Below are 21,715 nucleotides of genomic sequence, written 5' to 3' on the forward strand. Positions count from 1 at the left end.
TGATGTGATGCTAAAATGTGCAGCCTGCTGATAAGTTCCCAAAAATCTGATTATCGATGGAACCTTACCTGCCCAGGGTGGTTCAAAACATGCCTCCCGTCAGATCCCGTTTATCGTGCCGCCTTGACACCCTGCTGGGCTGGACGCGTAGGCCACCAATTCAATACAACTAAATAGCTGTTTTATAATGCAAATCCGTTGTGACTTGCATTTTTTCTCTTTGGAGCTAGCATGACGTCACGCCTAATTTTGAACCATATTGTGCAGCCCGACACGTTGTCGCCTCTGGCGATCACGCAACCTGAGTGAGAGCTAAGTTATTATGATGAGCGGTACACAGGCCGTGCAGCCAGAAAGCTTGGGGCGTGAATTCGAAGGCAACCCATTTTTTATCGCGGCGCTGGCGACGCCGATGCCCATGTTGGTTACCGATCCAAGGCGGCCTGACAATCCAATCGTATTTGTAAATGCCGCGTTTTGCGCGCTGACGGGATACGAACGCGATGACGTCATCGGTCGGAATTGCCGCTTTTTGCAGGGCCCAGGTACCAACCGGGGTGACATTGCGCGGCTGCGCACCGCCATCGCGGATCGCCAACCCATCGAACTTGATTTGCTGAATTATCGTAAAGATGGGTCGTCGTTCTGGAACCGCCTGGTCGTGTCGCCCGTTTTCGCAGGGGATGGGCAGGCACTGTATTTCACGGCGTCGCAGTTCGACATATCGCCCGAGCGAAACCGGTTGGCCGAGCTGAAGAAGAACAAGGATCAGCTGCAGGCCGAGATCGAGATCCGTATGCGCGACATCGCCGCGACCGAAGCCCGATTGAAATTCATCCTCGGTGCAAGCCGTATGGGCAGCTGGACGCTCGACATTGCCAGCCAGCGGCTGGATGCAACGGCCCAGTGCAAAATGATCTTCGGTCGGCGCCCGCAAGACAGCTTCAGCTACGCAGATTTGCGCGCATCCATCCACCCGGATGATCTGGATCGGTGGCAGGCCGAGGTGGGACGCGTGATAGACGGGCGCACAGAGCTTGCCATCGAGTATCGTATCGTGACGCCCGATGCACAAAACAGATGGGTCGAGGTGCGCGGCCATATTCAGGCGGAAAGCGCACCGCTTTCACCGATTATGATTGGCATTTCGCAAGATATTACGGCGCGTAAGGAGCTAGAGGAACAGCGCAAGATCATGTCGCGTGAGCTTGTTCACCGCGTAAAGAATACGATGGCCGCCGCACAGTCGATCTTTAACCATTCGCTGCGCAATGCCACCGACTTACAAGATGCAAAGCATCGCGCCGGTGGCAGAATCCGCGCATTGGCCGCCGCGCAGGACCTGCTGATATTAGAGGGCTGGACCTCGGCCGATACAAAGGCCGTGGTGGCCAAAGGTATCGCACCATTTTACGGTCACGCGATTACCTTTGATGGCCCGGATTTGGTATTGGACGAAGTGGGGGTTTCGGCGCTTACTCTCGGCCTCTACGAGCTTGCGACGAATTCGATAAAATACGGTGCGCTGAGCGTCGAGACAGGCGCCGTTAATATTCGCTGGTCTATCATCAAAGGCCAGGAAAACTACTTTATGTTCGAATGGCAGGAACGCGGCGGGCCACCCGCCGTCAAGCCAAAGGCACGCGGGTTCGGCTCGACCATCATGGAAACCGTCGTGCCAAATCAGTTCAGGGGGTCTAGCGAAATGCTGTTTGAGGACGCCGGATTGACTTATCGCATTACAGCGCCGGTGCCGCATGTGCCGGTCAGATAGCGGGTGGCTTGGGGCCACCCGCCGCATGGATTAGGCTGCCTTTTGCGCAGCAGCGTTTACCGCATCACCTGCAAGCGCGGTGAGCGCCTCGTCTGTCGCGCTTTCTTCATCCAGCGTTTTGGACAGGAGATCAGCAGCGTCGTTCATGCCAAGCTGCTTTGCCCACGCGCGTAGCGTGCCGTAACGCGTGATCTCATAATGCTCGACCGCTTGGGCTACGGCAAGCAGCCCAGCGTCAAGGGCCGGGCTGCCCTTATACTCTTCGATAATTTCGGCCCCTTCTTCGACGATGCCTTCGATGGCGGCGCAGGTTTTGCCACGGGGGTTTTTCCCCAGCATTTCAAAGATCAATTGAAGGCGCTCGATATGGCCCTCGGTCTCTTCGTGATGCGTTTTGAACGCGGCTTTCAGGTTCTGATCCTGTGCGGCCCGCGCCATCTTGGGAAGGGTGGACAGGATTTTGCGCTCTGCATAGTAGATGTCACGCAAAGTGTCATGGAACAGGGTGTCCAGTGTTTTCTCGGCCATGGTTCTAACTCCGTTTGCGACTGTCTGAGTAACGGCCACGCCGGGCGCTTGTTCCCAATCTGCGTCATTTTTCTTGCAACGTCACATCATGCGCAAAAATCCGCAGACATGATGCGGTCTGCGCAAGAGGCCTTTGGCCAAAAGGCGCTGCCCGCGCGCGATCTGCCTGCGCGAAATTGAGCGCGGACTATAAAGCGTTATGATGACATCGGATGAGTGGGAGCAGGTGCAAGATGGGGCGATACAACGCGCGGACGCGCAAGGACGATTTGCGTATCGGCACACCTATCTGGGTTAAAACCCCACATTCAACGGTCGAGGCCAATCACGCGTTGCCTAACGGCGCGTTCGATGTCGTCGTGGTCGGGGCTGGCGTGTCAGGCGCCCTGGTGAGCGAGGCGCTAACCCGCGCCGGCCATCGCGTATTGATCGTGGATCGCAGGCCGCCTGCGCGCGGCTCGACTGCGGCGTCGACCGCGATGATACAACATGAGATTGACGTTCCACTTGTTCATCTAAGGCGCAAAATCGGTGTGCAAAAAGCCGATCGCGCTTGGCTGCGTTCTGTCAAAGCGGTCAAAGACCTGACAGATCTGGTTCAGGACTTAAAGATAGACTGCCAATTTGCGCCAAAGCCTGCGCTTTACCTTTGCGGGAACCAGATGGGCCATCGCGCTATGACGGCCGAGGCTGCTGCGCGGAACAAGATAGGCATTAAAGCAGAATATCTGAGCGGCGGGGCTTTAAAAGATCGTTTTAATATATCCAGAACGGGGGCGATATTGTCGCAGGATTCTGCATCCGCCAATCCAGCGCAATTGACCGCCGGGCTTTTAGAGGTAGCAATTGCGCGAGGGGCATGTCTCGTCTCACCACTCGAGGTCACCGATATATCAGAAATGTCGGGTGTCGTCTCTATTGCAACAGGTGACGGGCATTCTATTAGTGCGCGCGATATTGTCTTTTGCACGGGCTATGAACATCTCGTGCAGATGCGGTCTAAAGCACACCGCGTGACATCCACTTGGGCCCTTGCGTCCTATCCAACCACGCCGCTGCCCCGCTGGATGGAAGACACAATCGTCTGGGAGGCATCAGACCCCTATTTATATTTTCGAACCGATGCACATGGGCGCGTCATCGTCGGCGGTGAAGACGAGGATGCGGCCCATGCGAATGAGAGTGAAAGAAAACTAAAGCGTAAATCACATCTTATACAAGAAAAGCTCGCCACGCTCACAGGCGTCACTTTACAGGACCCTGATTATGCCTGGGCCGCACCGTTTAGTGCCACAGTTGATGGGCTGCCTATTATTGATCGCGTGCCGGGATTTAAAAACGCCTATTCGCTTATGGGATTTGGGGGGAATGGGATAACCTTCTCAATGATTGGCGCACAGATCATATCGGCCGCAATTGCAGGCGATCAAGATCCAGATTCCGATATATTCCGTTATCGCTAAAATTTAGACTTTTCAGTGGCATAGGGCGACAGGGGGATCGTGATCGTCGCACGAAATCCGGTCTTTTCATAAACCTTCTTGATCTCACCGCTGAGGCGATAAGATATTTCGCCCTCTAGCAATTCGAATCCAAAGCCGTTTTCAGACGGCTCTTTCGCGCCCGGCCCACCCGTTTCCGACCAATCAATCGTAAGTTGGCTGTTCTCGAACTGCCATTGCACTTTCACCAGACCCGCATCGACCGAAAGCGCGCCATATTTGGCCGCATTCGTTGTTAACTCGTGGGCGACCATGGTGAGTGAAAGACCGATTTGCACCGGCAGCGATAAATCGGGGCCCTCAATGTGAAAAGCACTATGCCCAAACGGCGCAAGTTCCGCAGTGAATATGTCAGCGATCGAGGAATCGACCCATTGATCCCGCGAGAGAGATCCATATGCGCGGCTTAAGGCCGCCAATCGTCCACTAAACGCGCGCTCAAATGTTGAAACGGATTGAGACTTTTCAATCGTGCGCTTGGCAATAGATCCCACGACGAGGAGCAGGTTTTTAACACGATGGTTGAGTTCCTCCACCAGAACATGCTGCATATGCTCGGCTTCGGCCAATTGTGTAACATCTACAAAAGTGACGATCACACCATCTATTTCGTTCCCGTCGGTGCGGTATGGGATAACGCGCACAAGATATTGCTGCCCGTCGCGGTCTTTTGCGACATGATGATCCAAAGCATCGCCCGAGGCGAAAACGGCTCTTATATCTTCGCTCAGGCTGGGATAATCGAGTTGGCTGGACAGTTCTGTCAGGGGGCGACCGACATCATTCGTGCGCAGATTGAAGAATTGGGCGGCTTCAGGTGTAAAGGTACGAATAACAAGTCCACGATCCAAGAAGATCGTTGCAATGCGGGTGCTTTCAAAAAGATTGCGCAAATCATTATTGGCGCGATCTAGCTCCTCAATCTTTCCGTTCAATTCGGAATTTATGGTATTTAATTCTTCGTTGAGCGACTGCATCTCCTCTTTGGATGCCTCCAGCTCTTCGTTACTTGATTGGACTTCTTCATTCACAGAAACAAGCTCCTCATTCGAGGATTTAAGCTCTTCAAGCGCTGTTTCGTATTCTTCAATCGTTGATTGAAGCCGTTCTTTGGTATCCCGCAACTCGTGTTCAAGCTCTGTGTGCCGGTCGTCCGACAGGCTGTACTGGCCACCCAGTGCCTGTGCGGATGGCGGGGACTTCGCCTCGAACACAACAAGATAGAGCTGTTCCGCACCGGCCCGATCGCTGATTGGCTCGATGGTGAAATCTACGATTTGCACCTCATCGCTTTCGCGTTCGGCCAGCAGATTTTGGCGCGTCACCCTTTTTTGCGTTGAAACGCATTCACTTAGCGCAGCGCGCAGATCCAGACGTAGCCCCTTTCGTGCGAGGGTCATCAATTGACGGCTCGGAACGCCTTGGGGCGCTTCTAGAAAGGGCGAGGTTCCCGCAGAATAATAAACGATATCCGCATCAGAGTTCACCACAACATGCGCGGGGGCAAACCGTTCCAGAATGCGGGATTCCACTTTGCTTCGCAGCGAGGTGTCCCGCTCCTTTTGCGAGCTCGCGCTGGCATCCGTGAAAAGGAAAGACCGATTGTGGCTGACATTCGACGTCAGTCGCAGCGCTTTTGGCGAATGGTCGCGGGCCTGGAAAATACGGTGCTTTTTATCGAGCGTGCTAAAAAGATGGCTATGTTTGCCAATACTTTCCGAGCTGCCAAGAAACAGATACCCACGCGGGCGCAAAGAATAGTGAAACACCGGGATCACATCGCGCTGCACCTCGGGGCCAAAATAGATCAGTAGATTACGGCACGACACCATATCCATGCGCGAAAACGGCGGGTCGCGCACCAGACTATGGGGCGAGAAAACACACATCTCGCGCACTTCGTTGATGATCACAAAGCTCGCGCCATCGGGGCGCACATAGCGCCGACGACGCTCCGCCGACAGGCCGTCGAGCAATGCCTCTGGATAGCGCCCGGCGCGCGCAACAGAGAGTGCAGCCTCGTCGATGTCGGTCGCAAATATCTGCACGCGCGGGGCATTCGGATGCCGCTCAATGAATTCGCGCATCAAGATTGCAATGGAATAGACCTCTTCGCCCGTTGCACATCCGGGCACCCAAATGCGCAGGGTATCAGAAGACTTTTTATGTTCGAAAAGTTTCGGAATAATCTCTTTTTCCAGTAACTTGAACGCGTCTTCGTCCCGAAAAAAGCTCGTGACGTTGATCAGAAGATCACGAAAAAGGTTCGTTACCTCTGTCGGGTCCTTGCGCAACAAATCAATATAATTGTCCAGTGTCTCGCTTTGCTGAACCTGCATCCGTCTGCGAACACGCCGGAAAAACGTCTTGGTTTTGTAGCCTGAAAAGTCATGGGTCGAGTGGCCTGCAAGTATGGCGCAGATTTCACGATGCGCACGCTGCAGATCCGTCCGGGTCAACTCGTCGCTTGCGCGGCTTACGGCCTCCAGCGTGTCAAAGCTGCGTGCAAAAATCCGAAGGCGGTCGGGGATTTCTTCGACAGGGATGGCAAGGTCGATGATGTTGATGCTGATAGCGCTTTGCGGCATGTCAGGGTTGAGCGCTTCGTCATCATCAAGGGATTGGGCAAGCGTCAGACCGCCCGCTTCGCGAATGGCCTTGGCGCCCAAGGTTCCGTCTGCGTTTCCGCCCGAAAGTATGACCCCAACGGCATATTCGCGCTGATCTTGGGCAAGGTCGGCAAAGAACACATCCACGGGCTTACGCTCGCGCTTGGCCATGTCCGGCGCGTTTGACCGCAGCACGCCATCCTCGATCGTCAGGATTGCATCCGCGGGCATGATGTAAACGGTGTTAGACGCAACAGGCGTATCTGCGGCTGCGACAGCGACGGGCATACCGGTCCAGCCTGCGATGGCGTCGCAAACATCGCTGTCGCGAAGCTCCTCTAGGTGCATCACAATAACGATGGCGAACCCCGGGTTCGGCTCGAGCGTCTCGAAAAATGTCTCGAGCGCGGGAAGGGCGCTTTGGGCGCAACCGATTGAGACGATAGGAAACCTGTCAGACAAGCGCAGCATCCAAAATTAAGACCTGTTGCGGTGCATTCTAGTGATAGGTGCGCAGTTTGTCAGGGTATGAAGTGGCGCAAGTGTGGGACTTGTCGCGTCGCGGCGCGCTTCTTGGCATGAACGGACGATCCTTATCGATGTGATCGCTGCGCCGCTGCGCCGCAACAAGCTCGGCTGCATAGCTGAATTTTGTCTAGGCATAACGGCCAGACGGGAACCGAATCAGGGCAGCGGGAATTTGACTAGTGCTTGGGAGAGGGCGGCCTGCAATTTCAGCGCATGCCTTGCATCCGGTGGGGGGATTTATCGATGACTGAGTTTGGCCTGTTGTCGGCGCGTGACAGTGTCCATGCACATTTGGACGCCGACAGGCTTTTTGCGCAAGGGACGCGTAAACTTGCCAAATCGCCAAGCATGATACGCAAAGTCGAGCGGATCAATGTGGTCGCGCACATACCCGCGCTTCGCCTGTTCGCACGCAGCCTTTGCCGTAATAACGCGGATGCCGACGATCTGTTGCAAGACACGCTGTTGCGCGCCATCGAAAAGGCAGCACAGTTCGAGCCTGGGACGAATTTACGCGCCTGGCTCTGCACCATCATGCGCAACCGGTTCTACACACTCTGGCACAAGCGCCAGCGGGAATATACCGGCGGCCCCGAATGTATCGCCGATGAGATTTCGATCGAAGTCGACGGCCAGTATTGGAATCTCAGGCTGGTCGAAATGGAACAAGCCATCGCAAAATTGCCTTTGCATCACCGCGAAGCGATCATGGTCATCGCGGTGATGGGCGAAAGCTATACGCACGCGGCCGAGGTCTTTGGCTGTGATGTCGGCACAGTGAAAAGCCGGCTGAGCAGAGCCAGAGCGGCGCTGCGCGAACAGCTAGATCTGGACAGCTAAATCTCGGGGCTATTCCCTGTCGGGGGTGGCGTTTAGACGATCTGCTTCAGAGGCTTGCTTCTGTTCTTGGGCGCGCTCCAGCGCCTCGCCCAAGGCGATTGCCAGCTTTGTAAGGTGGTCAGGCAACGGCTCCATCGCCACGGCGCCGACCATTGCACGCAGGTTGTCGCGGATCTCCGGCATCAGTGCTTCGGATGCGCGTTCCGCTTGGTCGGAAAGATGTGTTAACTTATCGTTTGACGTCATAATCTACCTGACTGCGGATAATGCGGGACCACTGCGCTAAGGGATTGAATGTCCCTATATCATATACTCACGACCGTAACGCATGAACTCGCGTTCAAGTTTCTGAAAAAGAAAAGGTGTGACATTCATTTCATCAAGCATCGCTGTCTGTGAAATCGATTTTTCCAGTGTGGCGGCCACCAGCCGATCTGCCGCCGCCTGATCATATACAAGCTGCCTTGCGCGCATCCGCAGGAAGGGCAGCAGGCTAAAAACCTTATCCTTCAGGGGGATATCGCGATTTTGCAGATCGAGGTCAGCAAGAAGCGCCAGTGTCGACGTCGGTTTATTATGCAGGCTTGCCGTGCGTAATGCATCGGGCAACGCCCGCGGCGAGAAAGAGGTATAAAACAAAAAAGGGCAACGCCGCATACGCAGCTTCATCGCAAGATCGAACGTATTGAGCCGACCCAGCCGGATATCCAATATAGCAGCCTGCGCCTCGGCTATGAACGGGGCTGCGGCCTCAATCGATGCGAAGGGGCCAACGACAGTATTTCCGGTCATCTCAATATCGCTGACGATTTGGTCCGACATCATAAAATCGTCTTCAGCGACCAGTATTCTTACTGCTTTTTTGTGGGAAAGCGCATGGCCGAATGTGCCAAGACTTTGGCCTTCGGACGGGTCATTCGCCGCGCTAAATTTCTGTTCAAGATATGCCATCACGCGTCCCTCCTTTATGCGGGGATGCGGCGCACAACCGGACTTGTGAAGCCGTATAGATTCCTAGGCGTTGGATGGAATGCGCCAGCCGTTGACCGATCGTTCTGGCACGAACCTAACGGTTTCAGTTTGTATAGACCGGGCGCAGGATGACAACTGGAATCGTCGCTTGCAGGGGTATGAGGGCGGCGTCTCATGGCGAAACCCGGACGGGCAGCGCGGTTTTCCGCCAGCCGTGATCGGGGAAAATGGCGGGTTTCCTCGCAGTTTTGCGCGCATCAGGGCCGCGGGCCGCTTTACCCCGCTTGGGGCCCAGAATGACATGGAACTATCGCAGCGTCAGCCGGTTTCCCTCATATGGCTGCCAAGTGGCGGCATGAACATGATCGGAATATCCAATGAAAACCTTCATGCTAACGAGCGCTATTGTTTTAACCGCCGCAACCGCGGGCTGGGCCCAGCAAGCCGCTGAACCGCCCGCCGGGGCACCGGCAATGCCTGCCCCAGAGGCGACAGCAGCGCCGCCCGAAGATGCAGGTGCGGGCCCGTCGGGTACGACCACCCTTGATGGACAGGCTGTTGATCCGGCCGCGCCGCGCACGGATGCTGGTATGGCCGCGCCCTCTGCCCAAGAGTTGACCGGTGCGACAGTCCTGGATGCTTCGGGAGAGACGATCGGCACCGTCACTGATTTGGAAGTGGACGGCGACGCCGTCACCGCTGTCTTGATCGATGTCGGCGCCTATATCGGCGGCGAGAGCAAAATCGTGCACCTGCCGATTGACGCATTCCATGTTGCCCGCGCGGGCGATGGCTCTGCCACGCATATTGAGGCCTCGGTCACGCGGGCCGAGCTGGAAGCCATGGACCCCCATCAGGATTAAGTCCTGCGCCTTTTCGGGATTGAGCCGGGCGTTTTCGCCCGGCCTTTCCATTAAATCATCGGTCTGCCGCCCGTCACAGCGATTGTCGCACCTGATGTATAGCTGGAAATCGGATCTGCCAGCATGACATAGGCCGACGCCAGCTCGGCGGGCTGTCCCGGACGGCCCATTGGGCTATTTGCACCAAATTGTGCGACATCCTCGGCGGATTTTGACGCCGGCTGCAATGGGGTCCAGACGGGTCCGGGCGCGACGCAGTTCACACGAATTGCGCGTTTGGCCAAAAGATGCGCCAAGCCCCCTGTGAAATTTTGAATCGCGCCTTTTGTCGCCGCATAGGCCACCATAGCCGGGCTTGGCTGGTCAGCGTTCACAGAGGTCGAATTAATGATCGACGCGCCCGCCTGCATATGCGGAACTGCGGCCTTCACCAGATAAAACATCGCGTGAATGTTGACGGCGAATGTCTTTTCCCATTCGGCATCAGCATAGTCCTCGATTTCGGAAAACTCTGACTGATGGGCGGCGTTGTTGACCAGAATATCAATGCCGCCAAAGGCCTCGACCACGCGGGCAATAGCGCTGCGACAAAAATCTGCATCTGCGATATCGCCGGGGATCAACAGGCCGCGTTGGCCTGCGGCCTCGATCATGCGCAACGTGTCCTTGGCATCGGCGTCTTCGGCGTCATTCAGATATCCGATCGCGACATCGGCACCTTCGCGGGCAAATGCGATCGCGACAGCGCGACCAATGCCGCTATCACCGCCGGTGATGAAAGCCCTTTTTCCCGTTAGCCTGCCGCTGCCCTTATAGGTTGTCTCGCCATGATCGGGCCGGGGGTCCATTTTAAGAAACGAACCCGGCGCGGGCTGTGTTTGCGCAGGGTAGGGTGGCATGGGATATGCGGGATGCGCCGTGTTCTTATCATCGCTCATTTTCTGTCTCCTTGATGCAAGAAGAAAACGGGCAGGGTGGCCAATTGTTCCAGACAATGTCCCCCATGCGCCGTCCCGCTTTGGCCTGATTTCAAACGGCGGGCCTGAATTGGAACGCTGGGGTGATCCGCGTCGCGCAGCGACCACATCTGATGGTCACCGGCCTTGTCTATAACGGCCGGCTGCGCGGGTTTCGTCTGTGCTGGATCAAACTTGGCGGACGCCGTGAAGGGGAACCTATACCGGGCGAGATCGTTGGAAGGGAGAGCGGTTTGAACCGTAACGTCGGCGCGCCCGGCGAGGCCCACCTCATACCAAAGGCAGGAAGATGACGCGCAAGCCCTATGAAAGCAAAATTGGAAATGGTGGCGAGACCCAGCAGACGGGTGGCGCAGCACTGACAACCAATCACGGTATACCGATATCGGATAACCAGAATTCATTGACCGCTGGCCAGCGTGGCCCCACACTTTTGGAGGACTTTCTTCTACGCGAGAAGATCTTTCATTTCGATCACGAGCGCATCCCCGAGCGCATTGTCCATGCACGCGGGTCCGCCGCCCATGGGGTGTTCACCTGCACCGATCCGATCCCGGAACTTTCCCGCGCAACTCTGTTTGCCGCAAAAGGCAAAGAGACCCCGGTCTTTGTACGCTTTTCGACGGTCGCGGGGGGCGCGGGGTCTGTTGACACACCGCGCGATGTGCGCGGCTTTGCGGTTAAGTTCTACACCGACGAGGGCAACTGGGACCTTGTCGGGAACAATATCCCCGTCTTTTTCATCCAAGACGCGATCAAGTTCCCGGATTTGATCCATTCCGTGAAGATGGAGGCGGATCGTGGATTTCCGCAGGCCGCCTCTGCTCATGACACGTTTTGGGACTTTATCTCGCTGATGCCGGAATCGCTTCATACGGTGATCTGGGCCATGTCCGACCGCGCCATTCCGCGAAGCCTGCGCATGATGGAAGGCTTTGGGGTCCATACCTTTAAGTTGGTCAATGCCGAGGGTGAAAGTCATTTTGTGAAGTTTCACTGGAAGCCGGTGCTGGGGACGCAATCGCTGGTCTGGGATGAAAGCGCAAAGCTGCAGGGTGCCGACAATGATTATCACCGGCGCGACCTCTATGAGGCTATCGCGGCAGGCGATTACCCGTCATGGGATTTCGCGGTGCAGATCTTTGACCAAGATTTCGCCGATAGCCTGCCCTATGATGTTCTCGACCCCACGAAGATTATCCCCGAAGAACTTGTGCCGCTGCGGGTGATCGGTCGCCTGACCCTCAATCGAAACCCCGACAATCATTTCGCTGAGAACGAGCAGGCGGCCTTCCTGCCCTCGAATGTCGTGCCGGGTATTGATTTTTCGGACGATCCGCTGCTGCAGGGTCGGCTTTTCAGCTATCTTGATACGCAAAAGTCGCGCCTTGGAACGACGAATTTCCACCAGATCCCGGTGAACGCCCCGAAATGTCCCTATGCCAATATGATGCGCGATGGCCTGATGCAGACCGCCGTGCCCAAAGGGCGCGCGAATTACGAACCAAATAGCCTTGATGAATTAGGCGAGAACCCCGGCCCACGTCCCAGCGCCCAGGGCTTTGCAACCGCGAGGCAGGCGGTGCAGGGTGATAAGCAGCGATTGCGGCCGCAAAGTTTCGGCGATCACTACAGCCAGCCGCGCATGTATTGGCACTCGATGACGGATAATGAACGCGCGCATATTGCGTCTGCTTTCGTCTTTGAACTGTCAAAAGTCCAGGCTGATCACGTGCGTCAGCGGGTGCTGTCGCATCTGCGGGTCATCGACGAAAAGCTTGGCGCGCGTGTGGCGCGCGGTCTGGGCGTGGCTTTGCCGCAGGCTGCCACCCCATTCGTGGCGCCGCAAGATTTGGGAACCTCGGCCGCGCTGTCAATCCAATCGAACTGGCATGCAAAGCTAGAGGGCCGCAAGGTCGGCGTGCTGATCGCCGAAGGGTCAGACAAGCAGGCGTTGGATGATCTCATTGCCGCGATCGAGGGCGAGGGCGGTCAGGCATTTATTGTGGCACCGAAGGTTGGAGAATTGCAGCTCAAGGGTGGCACGATCAAGGCAGATGGCCAGCTTGCGGGCTCCCCTTCGGTGCTGTTCGATGCGATCGCTATGATCTTGATGCCCAAGCAGGCCGAGGCGCTGGCAAAAGAGGCCGCCGCGATCGCATTTGTCATGGATGCCTATGCGCATCTGAAGGCCATCGGGCACTGCAAGGGCTCGCAAGTCATTTTGGACCGGGCGGGGATCGCAGATGGTGAAGGCATTGGCACCAACGCCCAATTGGCCGAGATGGCGAAATACCGCTATTGGTCGCGCGAAGCGACGCTGCGCGATTTGGCGTAAGAGCGGGTATTGCGGTGGGGCGTCTTATGCGCGGGCGCCCCACCCGTATTTTTGCGGCGCGATCTGGCGCGCGGTGTTGCACGGTGGGCATGGTCGATCCCGCGCCTTAAAAGACGCCGCCGCGGCCTGATCGCTGTCGCTCTTATTGGACGAACCGGTCCGGTTTGCCGCATATGAAACGCGAAACTTATTCTTTTCATCTGATGACTTAGCCGCTGAACTTACCCCCCGTCGCACACAAATCTGTCCGGCAGGGCGGATGAGTTGATAGGCCATCAGAGCGCGTGCAATATGCGTTTACCACCAAGGGAAATATCATGACGAAATACGCGGCGTTTATGTGTTTAACCCTCGTTGCGGCCTGCGCCCCGTCAGTCGCACAGCGCCCGATGGACGAGGTGCCACAGCAGCAGGTGCTGGCCAATGGTGAGCGTGCCTATCAATTTGAGAATGGATGCGTGGTGACCCTCGAGCCGCGCCGCGCGGTTCTGCGCCATGAGAGCGCTGCCTGCGCGCTTTATCACCGCGATATTGCCCTGCTATACGCCTCTGCTGATTAGTGATGTCATTGCCCGCCTTTCCGCCGTTTGACCCCTCTTTGGATGTATGCACGCTTGCAAAGCTGTTGCTGGGCGCGACCTTGACCGTACGCGGGGTCGTCGGGGGCGTGATCATCGAGACCGAAGCCTATGGCGCAACCGATCCCGCGTCGCATAGCTTTCGCGGGCCAACCCTGCGTAATGGCGCGATGTTCGGGCCAGCGGGGCACGCTTATGTATACCTCTCTTATGGAATCCACGTCTGTCTGAATGTGGTTGGCCGGCCCGGTGAAGCGGTCCTTATCCGCGCCCTGCGGCCGCAATGGGGGCTTGATCACATGCGTGCACGGCGCCCGACAGGCCCGCTTTGCGCAGGACCGGGGCGACTGACCCAGGCGTTGAATGTCCAGCTCTCAGATAATGGCCGCCCCTTCGATGGCACCGATCTTGCGCTGACATTTGATGACAGATCGAACAAAGACATTCTTTGCGGCCCGCGCATTGGCATCACGCGGGCCAAAGATGTGCCGTGGCGTTTTGGATTGGCTGGAGAGCCGGGGCTTAGTCGAAAGTTCTGAAATTGCGGCGCGCGGGCGGGTTGTCGCAGGTCTTCCGATGATTAAACCTCGCGTGACCTTTGCAGAAACAAGCGTCAGATGGGGCGGACCACTCAAGGCTGTGGAGCATAGGAGGCGAGCGGCAGCATCCTGTTATCGGGGGCGTCACAGCCGTCTGCCGAAGGCGCCTTGCCAAGGAAAACAGTGCAGCCATTGCGGGAACCGCCCAAGCCTTTCCCGCGTTAGTTGCGCAGTTGCTGCCCGTCCTATCGACGCGCGATGTCGGCAGGGTGCGGGTTATGCGAAACGCCTCAAAAGGTGCCATATGCGCGCTATCGCAAGAACGGTCTCTTTTTCAGCATCGATTCCGACTATCGTGATTGTGGGGACAAGCGGCAGGATGTTTCATCCGATCCGACAAGATCGTTTTGATGCGAAATCGAACGTAGTCCATGATGTATTGATCAAGGATGACCCGCTATTGCCGATGATTGAGGGGGTTTTCTTCGTTCAGAAGACGCAGGCGAATGAGGCGCTCGGTGCTTTGTTTCTACAGTTTGACAGATCCACGCGCACGCCCGGCGAAGATGAAAGCGCAAAGTAAGGTAAATCTTTTCGGCGGGACAGATGCCGATTCAATCACAACACGCGATCCTCGAAAGGATATCATTATGAGACTTGCTTTGGCTTCTCTTGCGCTGATCGGCCTGACCGGTGCGGCTGCCGCCGATGTCGTTGTGTCCTCCAAAATCGACACCGAAGGCGGCGTCCTTGGCAATATCATCCTTGCGGTGCTGGAAAATGCCGGCATCCCGACGCAAGATCGCGTCCAACTGGGCGGCACACCGATCATGCGTCAGGCCCTGCTGGCGGGCGAGATCGACATCTATCCCGAATATACCGGCAATGCCGCCTATTTCTTTGATCGCGCCGATGAGCCGATCTGGCAGGACGCCGATCAGGCCTATCAGATCGCCAAAGAGCTGGATTTTGCCGCCAATCAGATCGTCTGGCTGACACCCGCGCCGGCAAATAACACCTGGGGCATTGCGCTCCGTCAGGATGTGGCAAGCGCGAATGGCATCACCACCTTTTCCGACTTTAGCGCCTTTATCCGCGACGGCGGCACGGTGAAACTTGCGGCGGCTGCCGAATTCGTAAACTCGCCGCCCGCCCTGCCTGCGTTTCAGACCGCCTATGATTTCACACTGACGGCGGATCAGCTGATTGTGCTTTCGGGCGGCGATACGGCGGCAACGATCCAGGCCGCCGCACAGCAAACCAGTGGCGCGAATGCGGCCATGGTCTATGGCACCGACGGGGGGATCGCCTTCTCGGGCCTGCAGGTGCTGGAGGATGATCTGCATGTGCAGCCGGTTTACGAGCCTGCGCCCATCATCCGCAGTGCCGTTCTGGACGAATACCCCCAGATTGAAACGCTGCTCGATCCGGTCTTTTCCGCCCTCTCGCTGGAAACGCTACAGATGCTGAACGGGCGTGTGCAGGTCGAAGGCGTTCCGGCCGAGGATGTCGCCCGTGACTGGTTGACGGAAAACGCCTTTATCGACTGAAGCTGATGCGTCTTGATCCGCTCTCGCTGGTGCTGGGCCTGCCAGCACTGGCCTCCTTCGGGTTCGCGGCCTTCGGGGCGCGGGCCTCGCGCATTTCTGCTGCCGAGCCGCGTAGCCTGTTCGATGCCTTTCCAACCTACGGGCCGGCGCTGTTCGCGGGCGCCATCGTGCTGATTGTCGCAATGTGCCTCGCGCGGAAGCCCCCCTGCGCCTTGCCCTATCCCTAGGGGCGTTACTTGCGACACTGCTGATCGCGGGGCTGGGCACGACGGTGATCGCGGCAGATCTTGGGCAATATGGGCGCGTGTCCATCGGCCCGGCCCTATGGATCTGGCTGAGTGTTGCGGGGCTTTGGACGGCAGATAGCCTGACACGCAGCGGCGCGTCCGAGCTGTTCCGCCTGTGCATCGGGCTTGGGTTGATCGGCGTGGTTGCGGCTTTGGCCGCCACGGGACTGTTCGACAACATATCGGTGGTCGCGGAGTATCACGCCCGCGCCCGCACCTTCCTGCGCGAGATTAATACCCATCTCTTCCTGACATTTGGCGCATTCGCGGCCGCGCTTTTGATCGGTATCCCGCTGGGGCTGTTCCTGCATATGCGCGCAAGATGGCGCGGCGTAACATTGGGCGCGCTGACGGCGGTTCAGACCGTGCCATCGATTGCGCTGTTTGGACTGATGATCCTGCCGCTGGGTTGGATGGCGAATAACCTGCCCTTGGCTGCGGCCCTCGGGATCAAAGGCATCGGGTTTGCGCCTGCATTCATGGCACTGACACTTTATGCACTGCTCCCCATCGTGGCGAATACGGTCAGCGGCCTGCAAGCCGTCAGCCCGTCGGTGCAGGATGCGGCACGCGCGATGGGAATGACGGATCGCCAGCGTCTGTGGCAGGTCGATGTGCCGCTTGCCTTGCCTGTCATCTTGACCGGCGCCCGGATCGTGCTGGTGCAATCCATCGGCCTTGCGACTGTTGGCGCGCTGATTGGCGCGGGCGGGCTTGGCACGTTCGTCTTTCAAGGCCTTGCGCAGGGGGCGATGGATTTGGTGCTGCTGGGGGCGCTGCCGACGGTCATTCTTGCCGCAATCATTGCCAAGATTTTTGATGTGCTGATCGTTTTTACCGCAAAGGTGCCGTCATGATTGAAATTCGGAACCTGACCAAAAGTTTTGGCGATATGCGCGCGGTCGATGATGTGTCGCTTACACTCGAGCGCGGCTCGATCACCGCGATTGTCGGCACCTCGGGCTCGGGCAAGTCCACGCTTTTGCGCATGGTCAACCGCTTGGTTGAACCCGATGGCGGAGAGGTTCTGCTGAACGGCCAATCGACCCGATCCGTGCCGCAGGCAGCGCTATGCCGCCAGATGGGATATGTGATCCAGGATCACGGCCTGTTCCCGCATTGGACCGTGCGCCGCAATATCGGCACCGTGCCGCAACTGCTAGGCTGGCAGCGGGCGCGTATAGATGCACGCGTTGACGAGGTCATGCGACTGCTGCAGCTTGACCCAAGTATCTTTGCCGGTCGCTATCCGCATGAGCTTTCCGGCGGCCAGTCGCAGCGTGTGGGCGTCGCCCGCGCGATTGCAGCCGCGCCGGATGTGCTGCTGATGGACGAGCCGTTCGGGGCGCTGGACCCTGTCATTCGCGCCGATGCACAGCAGGTGCTGCGCGATGTGCATCGCGCCTCTGGAACCACAATCCTGATGGTCACCCATGATATGGGCGAGGCGATGCTGCTGGCGGACCGGATTGCCGTGATGGATGCGGGACGGATCGTGCAATGCGATGCGCCGGACCGTATTATCACCCATCCGGCGAATGCCTTTGTCCGGGCGCTGATCACGGAGAGCGAGCGCGCCTTTCGCCACCTTGCCCTGCTGCCTGCAGCCCCGCTGATCACCGATATGCCCGCCGCGGGCGAGGCTCTACCCCGAAACAGCACACTTGCAGCAGTGCTTGCTGCGATGATCTGGTCTGGCCGCAGCCAAGTCCCGATGGCAGACGATACGGGGCAAGTGATTGGCAGTATTGAGTTATCCGACGTTATACAGGCGGGGCGCCCGACATGAGACGCTACATCGGCCTTATCCTTGGCATGATCATCACCGCAGCCATGATCATCTGGCCGCCGCTCTTCTCGCCCCTCATCGGTCTGGTTGCGCCGGCGAATGGCCCCGTTCTGTATGATCGCAGCAGCATGATGGCGCTGACATTGTCCCATATCGGCATGGTGGCCTTTGCGGTCCTTCCGGCAACGCTTCTCGCCGTTGCGGTGGCGGCTCTGGTGAACCGTCCGGCGGGTGCGCCGTTTCTGCCCATCGCGCGTTCGCTGGTCAATCTGGGGCAAACCATCCCCCCTGTTGCCGTGCTGGCGCTTTGCGTGCCGCTGATGGGTTTCGGAACATGGCCGACGATTACGGCGCTTTTCCTCTATAGCCTTTTGCCCATTTTCGAGAATGCGCTGGCAGGGCTGCGCGGTGTTCCCACCGCAACACGACTATCGGCGCGCGCGATGGGCATGTCCGAATTGCAGATCTTTTGGCGCCTCGACCTGCCCCTTGCCGCCCCGCTGATCATCGCCGGCATCCGCATCGCAGCGGTCATTGCCATATCGACGGCGACCATCGGCTCGACCGTCGCGGCAAGCAGCCTTGGCGAGGTGATTATCGCGGGGCTGAACCTGAACAATCAGGCCTTCATCTTGCAAGGCGCGCTTTTAACCGCAGCGCTTGCCCTGATCATCCACGGATCGCTGGGCGTTTTGGCCGCATGTTTTCAGTACAGAGGCGTGAGGTCTGATTAGATTATAATTTGTTTTTTTATCAGTCACTTATGTAAATATATCAGGCCCAAAAAGACACAAGACAATCGCAGCGAGGGAACTTTCCTGATCAGAAAACGTTTCTTTTACAGAAGATCATGACGTGAGAGGAGCGAAATGCCATGGACCATACCAGACATATCCGCCTGAACGACACCGAGCTGACCGAGGCTGTGCTGAATGGTGCAACCATCTACGGCCCCGCAGACGAGAAGATCGGCCATGTATCCGAAGTACACGGTCAAGGCAGCGGCGCGCATGTCGTTGTCGACATCGGTGGCTTTTTGGGCATTGGCGCAAAGCCCGTCGCCTTACTGGCAAGCGATCTGGATTTCATGCGTGACGAGGACAATACCGTTCATGCACTGACCCGCTGGACCAAGGACGAGCTAAAGGCACTGCCCGAGCATCGTCACTGACAGACGACCGAACAAGGCAACAGCCGCTCATACCTTTCGGGAATGGGCGGCTGTTGACGCGTTCCAAGGGCGTTGACCTTATCTTTTGAAAACCACAATCTTTTACGAACCACAGCGCCCCAAGGCGCGGCGCGATATTTCAGACTGCACAAATCAACACGCATGAACGATGGCACGGCGGTTGGTCTTACTCGCTGCGCACGGCGACGACCTCGATCTCGACCAGCCAGTTGGGATTGGCGAGACCCGCGACCTCAAAGACCGAGCGGGTCGGCAGGTTGGGTTGGGCATCCGTGCCAAAGAATTGGACATAGCCATCCATGAACCCTTGGAAATCCATCGCACCGCTATCGTCGGCGACCAGATAGACCTGCATTTTCACCACATCGCCCATCGTCATGCCAAGGTCGGTCAGATTGGCGGTGATGCGGTTCAGAACCGAAACCGTCTGCGCCTCGGTATCGCCAAAGGCCTCGGGGGTGTTCGGGGCTGCGGCCTCGTTCGTGACGCCCGGCACCACACCGCTGAGATAAACCAGCGTCGCATCAGGCGGAATTTCAACAGCGCGCAGGATCGGAAAAGTCGATCCGGGCGTGGTGTGGCGGATCACTTCGGCAGTGGCCGTGCCAGCAAAGCCAAGCGCGATCGCGGCGGCGACAGCAAGCGTTTTCATCGTCAAACCTCTTTTTCAGTTCTTGGGGAGGGATGCTGGCCCGGCACCGAGGGAGCGGGCGCCGGGCCAACGGGTCACCGCGCGGCGGAGACCATTTCGGGCGTTGCCGCCGGATCGGCAAAGGCATTCCCGAAAGCGGTGCGGATATAGTTCACCACATCGGCGACCTGCTGGTCATCCAGCAGCGCGCCCAAGGGGGGCATTGCGCCCTGACCATGCAAGGTGATGTAGATCGACCGGTCAGGCGCGGTCAGCGCAGCGTTACCGGCAAGCGCGGGATAGAGGCCGCCCCCACCGCCCCTGCGCCATCGGGCATGTGGCAGCCCGCGCAAACGGCATTATAGATGCCTTCGCCGGTTTGCTGCGTCAGCTTTGAGCCGCTTTCGAACCAACGTTGGCTGTCATCGGCGGCAGCGGCCGTAGCGGTGGCAAGGATGCAGCTTGCTGCGATCAAAACGAGGCTGCGCATCTTATTGCTCTCCTGCATTGGCGGTTGCGACGGCGTGCAGGCGGGTGATGGCGTCCAGCGACGACAGCACGGCCCCCTCCATCCATGCGGGCAGATAGGACAGATGCTCGCCCGCCATGACGACGCGGCGGTCCATCGCGACAGCGTCTTGATATTGCGCCTCTTTATCGCGCCACTGGCCATAGCAGCCATGTGTCCACGGCACGCGGTGCCATGCAACGGCAACGCCTGCTTTGAACTCGTCATGCATTTGCGGGTGGATCTGTGCGCCAAAATCCAGCGTCCGCTGGATGCGTTCCTCGGGCGCCATGGACGAGAACTGATAGGCCGTCGCGCCCCAGGCATAGGCGGCCAGCAGCACGCCCGGCTTGTTCGACAGATAATCGTTCGACGGATACGAGATCTGCGCGATGGGCAAATCGGTATAGGTCGTCCCGCCGTAAATATGCTCGTCCTCTTCCCAGAAGCGGCGCTTGAATTCGATCCCAACCTTGATCGAGGAGGCATAGTACATCGAGTCGATGACCTCCCACAGCGGGTCCGAGAAGTCGTGCTCGATCTTGCTGAGGATCGAGAAGGGGATCGTGCAAACGCAGTAAGGCGCGGTTGTCGTGACCTCGGCGCCGCCGTTGTCCATGTCCTGATAGGTCACGGTAACTTGGCTGTCGTCCTGATTGATCCGGATGACGCGTTTGTTGTATTTGACCAGATCGCCAAGGTTCGCCGCCATCGCGCGGGCAATCATATCCATGCCGCCTTTGGGCTGGAAGATCGGCATCGAGCCGTTCAGCGCCTCGCTGGTGGCAAGCGAGCGCCACAGGCCGGAGTCCAGAAGCGTGGAAAGTTCGATCGGATCGTTCGCGATCGGCGCGCCGTCCACACCGCCACCCGGGGCGCGCTCATAGCCGCGCCGCGCGCTGGCGTTGTTCGACTGCAGATAGGCGTTATCCGCATCCAGCCCGCCAAAGGTGCGCAGGCCCGCCAGCAGGTTGGTCTTGTCGGCGTCGCTCAGCACCTCGTCCAGCAGGCCCTGGTTCGTGACCTTGGACAGCAGATCCGAGATATGGCCGCGGAAATCCGAATTGATCTCGCGATAGCGGATCGGCTTGCCGTCAAACTTTGTCGCGGAATGCAGATAGGAATTGTTATTGATCTGGATCAGCGCCTCCATCTCGACGCCGAGGCGGCGGCAATAGTCCAAAATACCATAGTGGTTATAGGGGACGCGCCACGGGCCGGGGTTGAAATAGTTGCCCTCAGCGAAATCGACGGTCTGGACGAAGCCGCCCAGTTCTTCATAGGTGTCGCCCGCGCGCAGCGTCCAGCACCGGCCGCCGGCCACGTCACGGAACTCGATCACCTCGACCTCATAACCGGCATCGCGCAGCTCCATCGCGGCGACCATGCCTGCGATGCCCGCGCCCAGCACCAGCACTTTGGTATTGGGCGGCGCACTGCCCAGATCGATTTTACCGGCATAGGGCGAGGCATGCGCCATGCCCATCATCCCCATGACCTGATACATCACAGCCGCGCCGCCCAGGGCGCCAACCATGGTCAAAAACTGTCGTCTTGTCGGGGGGGTGTCGGCGGTTTGCGCAACCTGCTGCGCGGATCTTTCATCCATAACGTCTTCCTTCTTGGCTAAAATAGCTAGGCGTGACAGTTTGTCACATGCGACATTATGTCAAGACGGGTTGTGCTGAATATTTTTGCGATCAGAAAAAA

General features: G+C 57.8%; 24 protein-coding genes and 1 pseudogene. 15 read left to right on the top strand and 10 right to left on the bottom strand.

All coding sequences use genetic code 11. The features are described from left to right. Nucleotides 1-325: 325 nt before the first annotated feature. Nucleotides 326-1,774, top strand: coding sequence for a PAS domain-containing protein (locus tag KVU_RS14220; RefSeq protein WP_236953167.1), 1,449 nt, complete (start codon nucleotides 326-328; stop codon nucleotides 1,772-1,774). 30 nt (nucleotides 1,775-1,804) lie between these two features. Here the strand turns inward: KVU_RS14220 and KVU_RS14225 are convergent, their stop codons facing one another. Then, entirely contained in the window at nucleotides 1,805-2,302 is a 498-nt protein-coding gene (locus KVU_RS14225) for a YciE/YciF ferroxidase family protein (RefSeq protein WP_013368448.1), read from the bottom strand. A 233-nt stretch (nucleotides 2,303-2,535) separates the two neighbouring features. Between KVU_RS14225 and KVU_RS14230 the strand changes: the two genes are divergently transcribed. Beyond that, nucleotides 2,536-3,765: an NAD(P)/FAD-dependent oxidoreductase gene (locus tag KVU_RS14230; RefSeq protein WP_013368450.1), complete on the top strand. Its 1,230-nt coding sequence runs from the start codon at nucleotides 2,536-2,538 to the stop codon at nucleotides 3,763-3,765. Here KVU_RS14230 and KVU_RS14235 read toward each other — a convergent pair. Beyond that, entirely contained in the window at nucleotides 3,762-6,884 is a 3,123-nt protein-coding gene (locus KVU_RS14235; RefSeq protein WP_013368451.1) for a CheR family methyltransferase, read from the bottom strand. The genes KVU_RS14230 and KVU_RS14235 overlap by 4 nt on opposite strands. A gap of 300 nt (nucleotides 6,885-7,184) precedes the next feature. Between KVU_RS14235 and KVU_RS14240 the strand changes: the two genes are divergently transcribed. Beyond that, a complete protein-coding gene (locus KVU_RS14240) occupies nucleotides 7,185-7,781 on the top strand; it encodes a sigma-70 family RNA polymerase sigma factor (RefSeq protein ID WP_014538245.1) in 597 nt (198 codons plus the stop codon). Nucleotides 7,782-7,790: 9 nt separating this feature from the next. On the opposite strand, the gene KVU_RS14245 is transcribed toward KVU_RS14240, so the two are convergent. Then, complete coding sequence (locus KVU_RS14245) at nucleotides 7,791-8,027, bottom strand: hypothetical protein (RefSeq protein WP_013368453.1); 237 nt, start codon at nucleotides 8,025-8,027, stop codon at nucleotides 7,791-7,793. 54 nt (nucleotides 8,028-8,081) lie between these two features. Beyond that, nucleotides 8,082-8,732, bottom strand: a complete 651-nt coding sequence (locus KVU_RS14250) for a response regulator (protein ID WP_013368454.1) — start codon at nucleotides 8,730-8,732, stop codon at nucleotides 8,082-8,084. 79 nt (nucleotides 8,733-8,811) lie between these two features. Between KVU_RS14250 and KVU_RS14255 the strand changes: the two genes are divergently transcribed. Further along, nucleotides 8,812-9,204 carry a hypothetical protein gene (locus tag KVU_RS14255; RefSeq protein WP_162467625.1) on the top strand — a complete coding sequence of 131 codons (393 nt, stop codon included), beginning with the start codon at nucleotides 8,812-8,814 and terminating at the stop codon, nucleotides 9,202-9,204. 22 nt (nucleotides 9,205-9,226) lie between these two features. Then, entirely contained in the window at nucleotides 9,227-9,616 is a 390-nt protein-coding gene (locus KVU_RS14260) for a PRC-barrel domain-containing protein (protein ID WP_013368456.1), read from the top strand. Nucleotides 9,617-9,666: 50 nt separating this feature from the next. Here KVU_RS14260 and KVU_RS14265 read toward each other — a convergent pair whose 3' ends face one another. Next, entirely contained in the window at nucleotides 9,667-10,554 is an 888-nt protein-coding gene (locus KVU_RS14265) for an SDR family oxidoreductase (RefSeq protein ID WP_013368457.1), read from the bottom strand. Nucleotides 10,555-10,882: 328 nt separating this feature from the next. Here KVU_RS14265 and KVU_RS14270 point away from each other — a divergent pair, with 328 nt between their 5' ends. From KVU_RS14270 to KVU_RS14315, 10 genes are all read left to right on the top strand, one after another. Next, the gene (locus KVU_RS14270; RefSeq protein WP_013368459.1) at nucleotides 10,883-12,931 is read left to right on the top strand and encodes a catalase; all 2,049 of its coding nucleotides are present in this window, start codon (nucleotides 10,883-10,885) and stop codon (nucleotides 12,929-12,931) included. A 317-nt stretch (nucleotides 12,932-13,248) separates the two neighbouring features. Beyond that, nucleotides 13,249-13,491, top strand: coding sequence for a hypothetical protein (locus KVU_RS14275; protein WP_162467621.1), 243 nt, complete (start codon nucleotides 13,249-13,251; stop codon nucleotides 13,489-13,491). Between the two features lie 2 nt (nucleotides 13,492-13,493). Next, nucleotides 13,494-14,048, top strand: a complete 555-nt coding sequence (locus KVU_RS14280) for a DNA-3-methyladenine glycosylase (protein ID WP_014538249.1) — start codon at nucleotides 13,494-13,496, stop codon at nucleotides 14,046-14,048. Between the two features lie 304 nt (nucleotides 14,049-14,352). Continuing rightward, complete coding sequence (locus KVU_RS14285) at nucleotides 14,353-14,631, top strand: hypothetical protein (RefSeq protein ID WP_236953168.1); 279 nt, start codon at nucleotides 14,353-14,355, stop codon at nucleotides 14,629-14,631. A 67-nt stretch (nucleotides 14,632-14,698) separates the two neighbouring features. Further along, the gene (gene osmF / locus KVU_RS14290) at nucleotides 14,699-15,598 is read left to right on the top strand and encodes a glycine betaine ABC transporter substrate-binding protein OsmF (protein ID WP_013368464.1); all 900 of its coding nucleotides are present in this window, start codon (nucleotides 14,699-14,701) and stop codon (nucleotides 15,596-15,598) included. Between the two features lie 5 nt (nucleotides 15,599-15,603). Next, the gene (locus KVU_RS14295; protein ID WP_164928161.1) at nucleotides 15,604-15,825 is read left to right on the top strand and encodes a hypothetical protein; all 222 of its coding nucleotides are present in this window, start codon (nucleotides 15,604-15,606) and stop codon (nucleotides 15,823-15,825) included. After that, nucleotides 15,783-16,742 (top strand): ABC transporter permease, encoded by a 960-nt coding sequence (locus tag KVU_RS14300; protein ID WP_014538250.1) that lies wholly within the window; start codon nucleotides 15,783-15,785, stop codon nucleotides 16,740-16,742. The genes KVU_RS14295 and KVU_RS14300 overlap by 43 nt, the downstream gene beginning before the upstream one ends. After that, nucleotides 16,739-17,674: an ABC transporter ATP-binding protein gene (locus tag KVU_RS14305; protein WP_013368466.1), complete on the top strand. Its 936-nt coding sequence runs from the start codon at nucleotides 16,739-16,741 to the stop codon at nucleotides 17,672-17,674. The genes KVU_RS14300 and KVU_RS14305 overlap by 4 nt, the downstream gene beginning before the upstream one ends. Beyond that, nucleotides 17,671-18,408: an ABC transporter permease gene (locus KVU_RS14310; RefSeq protein ID WP_013368467.1), complete on the top strand. Its 738-nt coding sequence runs from the start codon at nucleotides 17,671-17,673 to the stop codon at nucleotides 18,406-18,408. Before KVU_RS14305 ends, KVU_RS14310 begins: the two co-directional genes overlap by 4 nt. A gap of 140 nt (nucleotides 18,409-18,548) precedes the next feature. Further along, nucleotides 18,549-18,845, top strand: coding sequence for a PRC-barrel domain-containing protein (locus tag KVU_RS14315; RefSeq protein WP_013368468.1), 297 nt, complete (start codon nucleotides 18,549-18,551; stop codon nucleotides 18,843-18,845). Between the two features lie 187 nt (nucleotides 18,846-19,032). On the opposite strand, the gene KVU_RS14320 is transcribed toward KVU_RS14315, so the two are convergent. From KVU_RS14320 to KVU_RS14330, 5 genes and pseudogenes are all read right to left on the bottom strand, one after another. Then, nucleotides 19,033-19,518 (bottom strand): RidA family protein, encoded by a 486-nt coding sequence (locus KVU_RS14320; RefSeq protein WP_013368469.1) that lies wholly within the window; start codon nucleotides 19,516-19,518, stop codon nucleotides 19,033-19,035. Between the two features lie 74 nt (nucleotides 19,519-19,592). Next, a complete protein-coding gene (locus tag KVU_RS16380; RefSeq protein ID WP_014538251.1) occupies nucleotides 19,593-19,721 on the bottom strand; it encodes a hypothetical protein in 129 nt (42 codons plus the stop codon). Then, nucleotides 19,722-19,772, bottom strand: a pseudogene (locus tag KVU_RS16300) (c-type cytochrome); the annotation flags it as partial. It lies immediately after the preceding gene. Continuing rightward, complete coding sequence (locus KVU_RS16305; RefSeq protein ID WP_014538252.1) at nucleotides 19,769-19,987, bottom strand: c-type cytochrome; 219 nt, start codon at nucleotides 19,985-19,987, stop codon at nucleotides 19,769-19,771. The gene KVU_RS16305 and the pseudogene KVU_RS16300, both read right to left, overlap by 4 nt. Before the next feature lies 1 nt (nucleotide 19,988). Further along, on the bottom strand, nucleotides 19,989-21,614 hold the full coding sequence (locus KVU_RS14330; protein ID WP_013368471.1) for a flavin monoamine oxidase family protein: 1,626 nt from the start codon (nucleotides 21,612-21,614) through the stop codon (nucleotides 19,989-19,991). Between the last annotated feature and the right edge of the window lie 101 nt (nucleotides 21,615-21,715).

The sequence above is a fragment of the Ketogulonicigenium vulgare WSH-001 genome (assembly GCF_000223375.1).
Lineage (GTDB): Bacteria > Pseudomonadota > Alphaproteobacteria > Rhodobacterales > Rhodobacteraceae > Ketogulonicigenium > Ketogulonicigenium vulgare.

What these genes read in the sequence shown, in the direction of transcription:
- KVU_RS14260 (WP_013368456.1), top strand. Translation starts at nt 9,227, where the DNA reads ATGCCTGCCCCAGAGGCGACAGCAGCGCCGCCCGAAGATGCAGGTGCG.
- KVU_RS14230 (WP_013368450.1), top strand. Translation starts at nt 2,536, where the DNA reads ATGGGGCGATACAACGCGCGGACGCGCAAGGACGATTTGCGTATCGGC.
- KVU_RS14315 (WP_013368468.1), top strand. Translation starts at nt 18,549, where the DNA reads ATGGACCATACCAGACATATCCGCCTGAACGACACCGAGCTGACCGAG.
- osmF (WP_013368464.1), top strand. Translation starts at nt 14,699, where the DNA reads ATGAGACTTGCTTTGGCTTCTCTTGCGCTGATCGGCCTGACCGGTGCG.
- KVU_RS14270 (WP_013368459.1), top strand. Translation starts at nt 10,883, where the DNA reads ATGACGCGCAAGCCCTATGAAAGCAAAATTGGAAATGGTGGCGAGACC.
- KVU_RS14245 (WP_013368453.1), bottom strand. Translation starts at nt 8,027, where the DNA reads ATGACGTCAAACGATAAGTTAACACATCTTTCCGACCAAGCGGAACGC.
- KVU_RS14305 (WP_013368466.1), top strand. Translation starts at nt 16,739, where the DNA reads ATGATTGAAATTCGGAACCTGACCAAAAGTTTTGGCGATATGCGCGCG.
- KVU_RS14295 (WP_164928161.1), top strand. Translation starts at nt 15,604, where the DNA reads ATGCGTCTTGATCCGCTCTCGCTGGTGCTGGGCCTGCCAGCACTGGCC.
- KVU_RS14235 (WP_013368451.1), bottom strand. Translation starts at nt 6,884, where the DNA reads ATGCTGCGCTTGTCTGACAGGTTTCCTATCGTCTCAATCGGTTGCGCC.
- KVU_RS14250 (WP_013368454.1), bottom strand. Translation starts at nt 8,732, where the DNA reads ATGGCATATCTTGAACAGAAATTTAGCGCGGCGAATGACCCGTCCGAA.
- KVU_RS14265 (WP_013368457.1), bottom strand. Translation starts at nt 10,554, where the DNA reads ATGAGCGATGATAAGAACACGGCGCATCCCGCATATCCCATGCCACCC.
- KVU_RS16380 (WP_014538251.1), bottom strand. Translation starts at nt 19,721, where the DNA reads ATGCCCCCCTTGGGCGCGCTGCTGGATGACCAGCAGGTCGCCGATGTG.
- KVU_RS14255 (WP_162467625.1), top strand. Translation starts at nt 8,812, where the DNA reads ATGCGCCAGCCGTTGACCGATCGTTCTGGCACGAACCTAACGGTTTCA.
- KVU_RS14275 (WP_162467621.1), top strand. Translation starts at nt 13,249, where the DNA reads ATGACGAAATACGCGGCGTTTATGTGTTTAACCCTCGTTGCGGCCTGC.
- KVU_RS14320 (WP_013368469.1), bottom strand. Translation starts at nt 19,518, where the DNA reads ATGAAAACGCTTGCTGTCGCCGCCGCGATCGCGCTTGGCTTTGCTGGC.
- KVU_RS14280 (WP_014538249.1), top strand. Translation starts at nt 13,494, where the DNA reads ATGTCATTGCCCGCCTTTCCGCCGTTTGACCCCTCTTTGGATGTATGC.
- KVU_RS14225 (WP_013368448.1), bottom strand. Translation starts at nt 2,302, where the DNA reads ATGGCCGAGAAAACACTGGACACCCTGTTCCATGACACTTTGCGTGAC.
- KVU_RS14310 (WP_013368467.1), top strand. Translation starts at nt 17,671, where the DNA reads ATGAGACGCTACATCGGCCTTATCCTTGGCATGATCATCACCGCAGCC.
- KVU_RS14240 (WP_014538245.1), top strand. Translation starts at nt 7,185, where the DNA reads ATGACTGAGTTTGGCCTGTTGTCGGCGCGTGACAGTGTCCATGCACAT.
- KVU_RS16305 (WP_014538252.1), bottom strand. Translation starts at nt 19,987, where the DNA reads ATGCGCAGCCTCGTTTTGATCGCAGCAAGCTGCATCCTTGCCACCGCT.
- KVU_RS14330 (WP_013368471.1), bottom strand. Translation starts at nt 21,614, where the DNA reads ATGGATGAAAGATCCGCGCAGCAGGTTGCGCAAACCGCCGACACCCCC.
- KVU_RS14220 (WP_236953167.1), top strand. Translation starts at nt 326, where the DNA reads ATGAGCGGTACACAGGCCGTGCAGCCAGAAAGCTTGGGGCGTGAATTC.
- KVU_RS14285 (WP_236953168.1), top strand. Translation starts at nt 14,353, where the DNA reads ATGCGCGCTATCGCAAGAACGGTCTCTTTTTCAGCATCGATTCCGACT.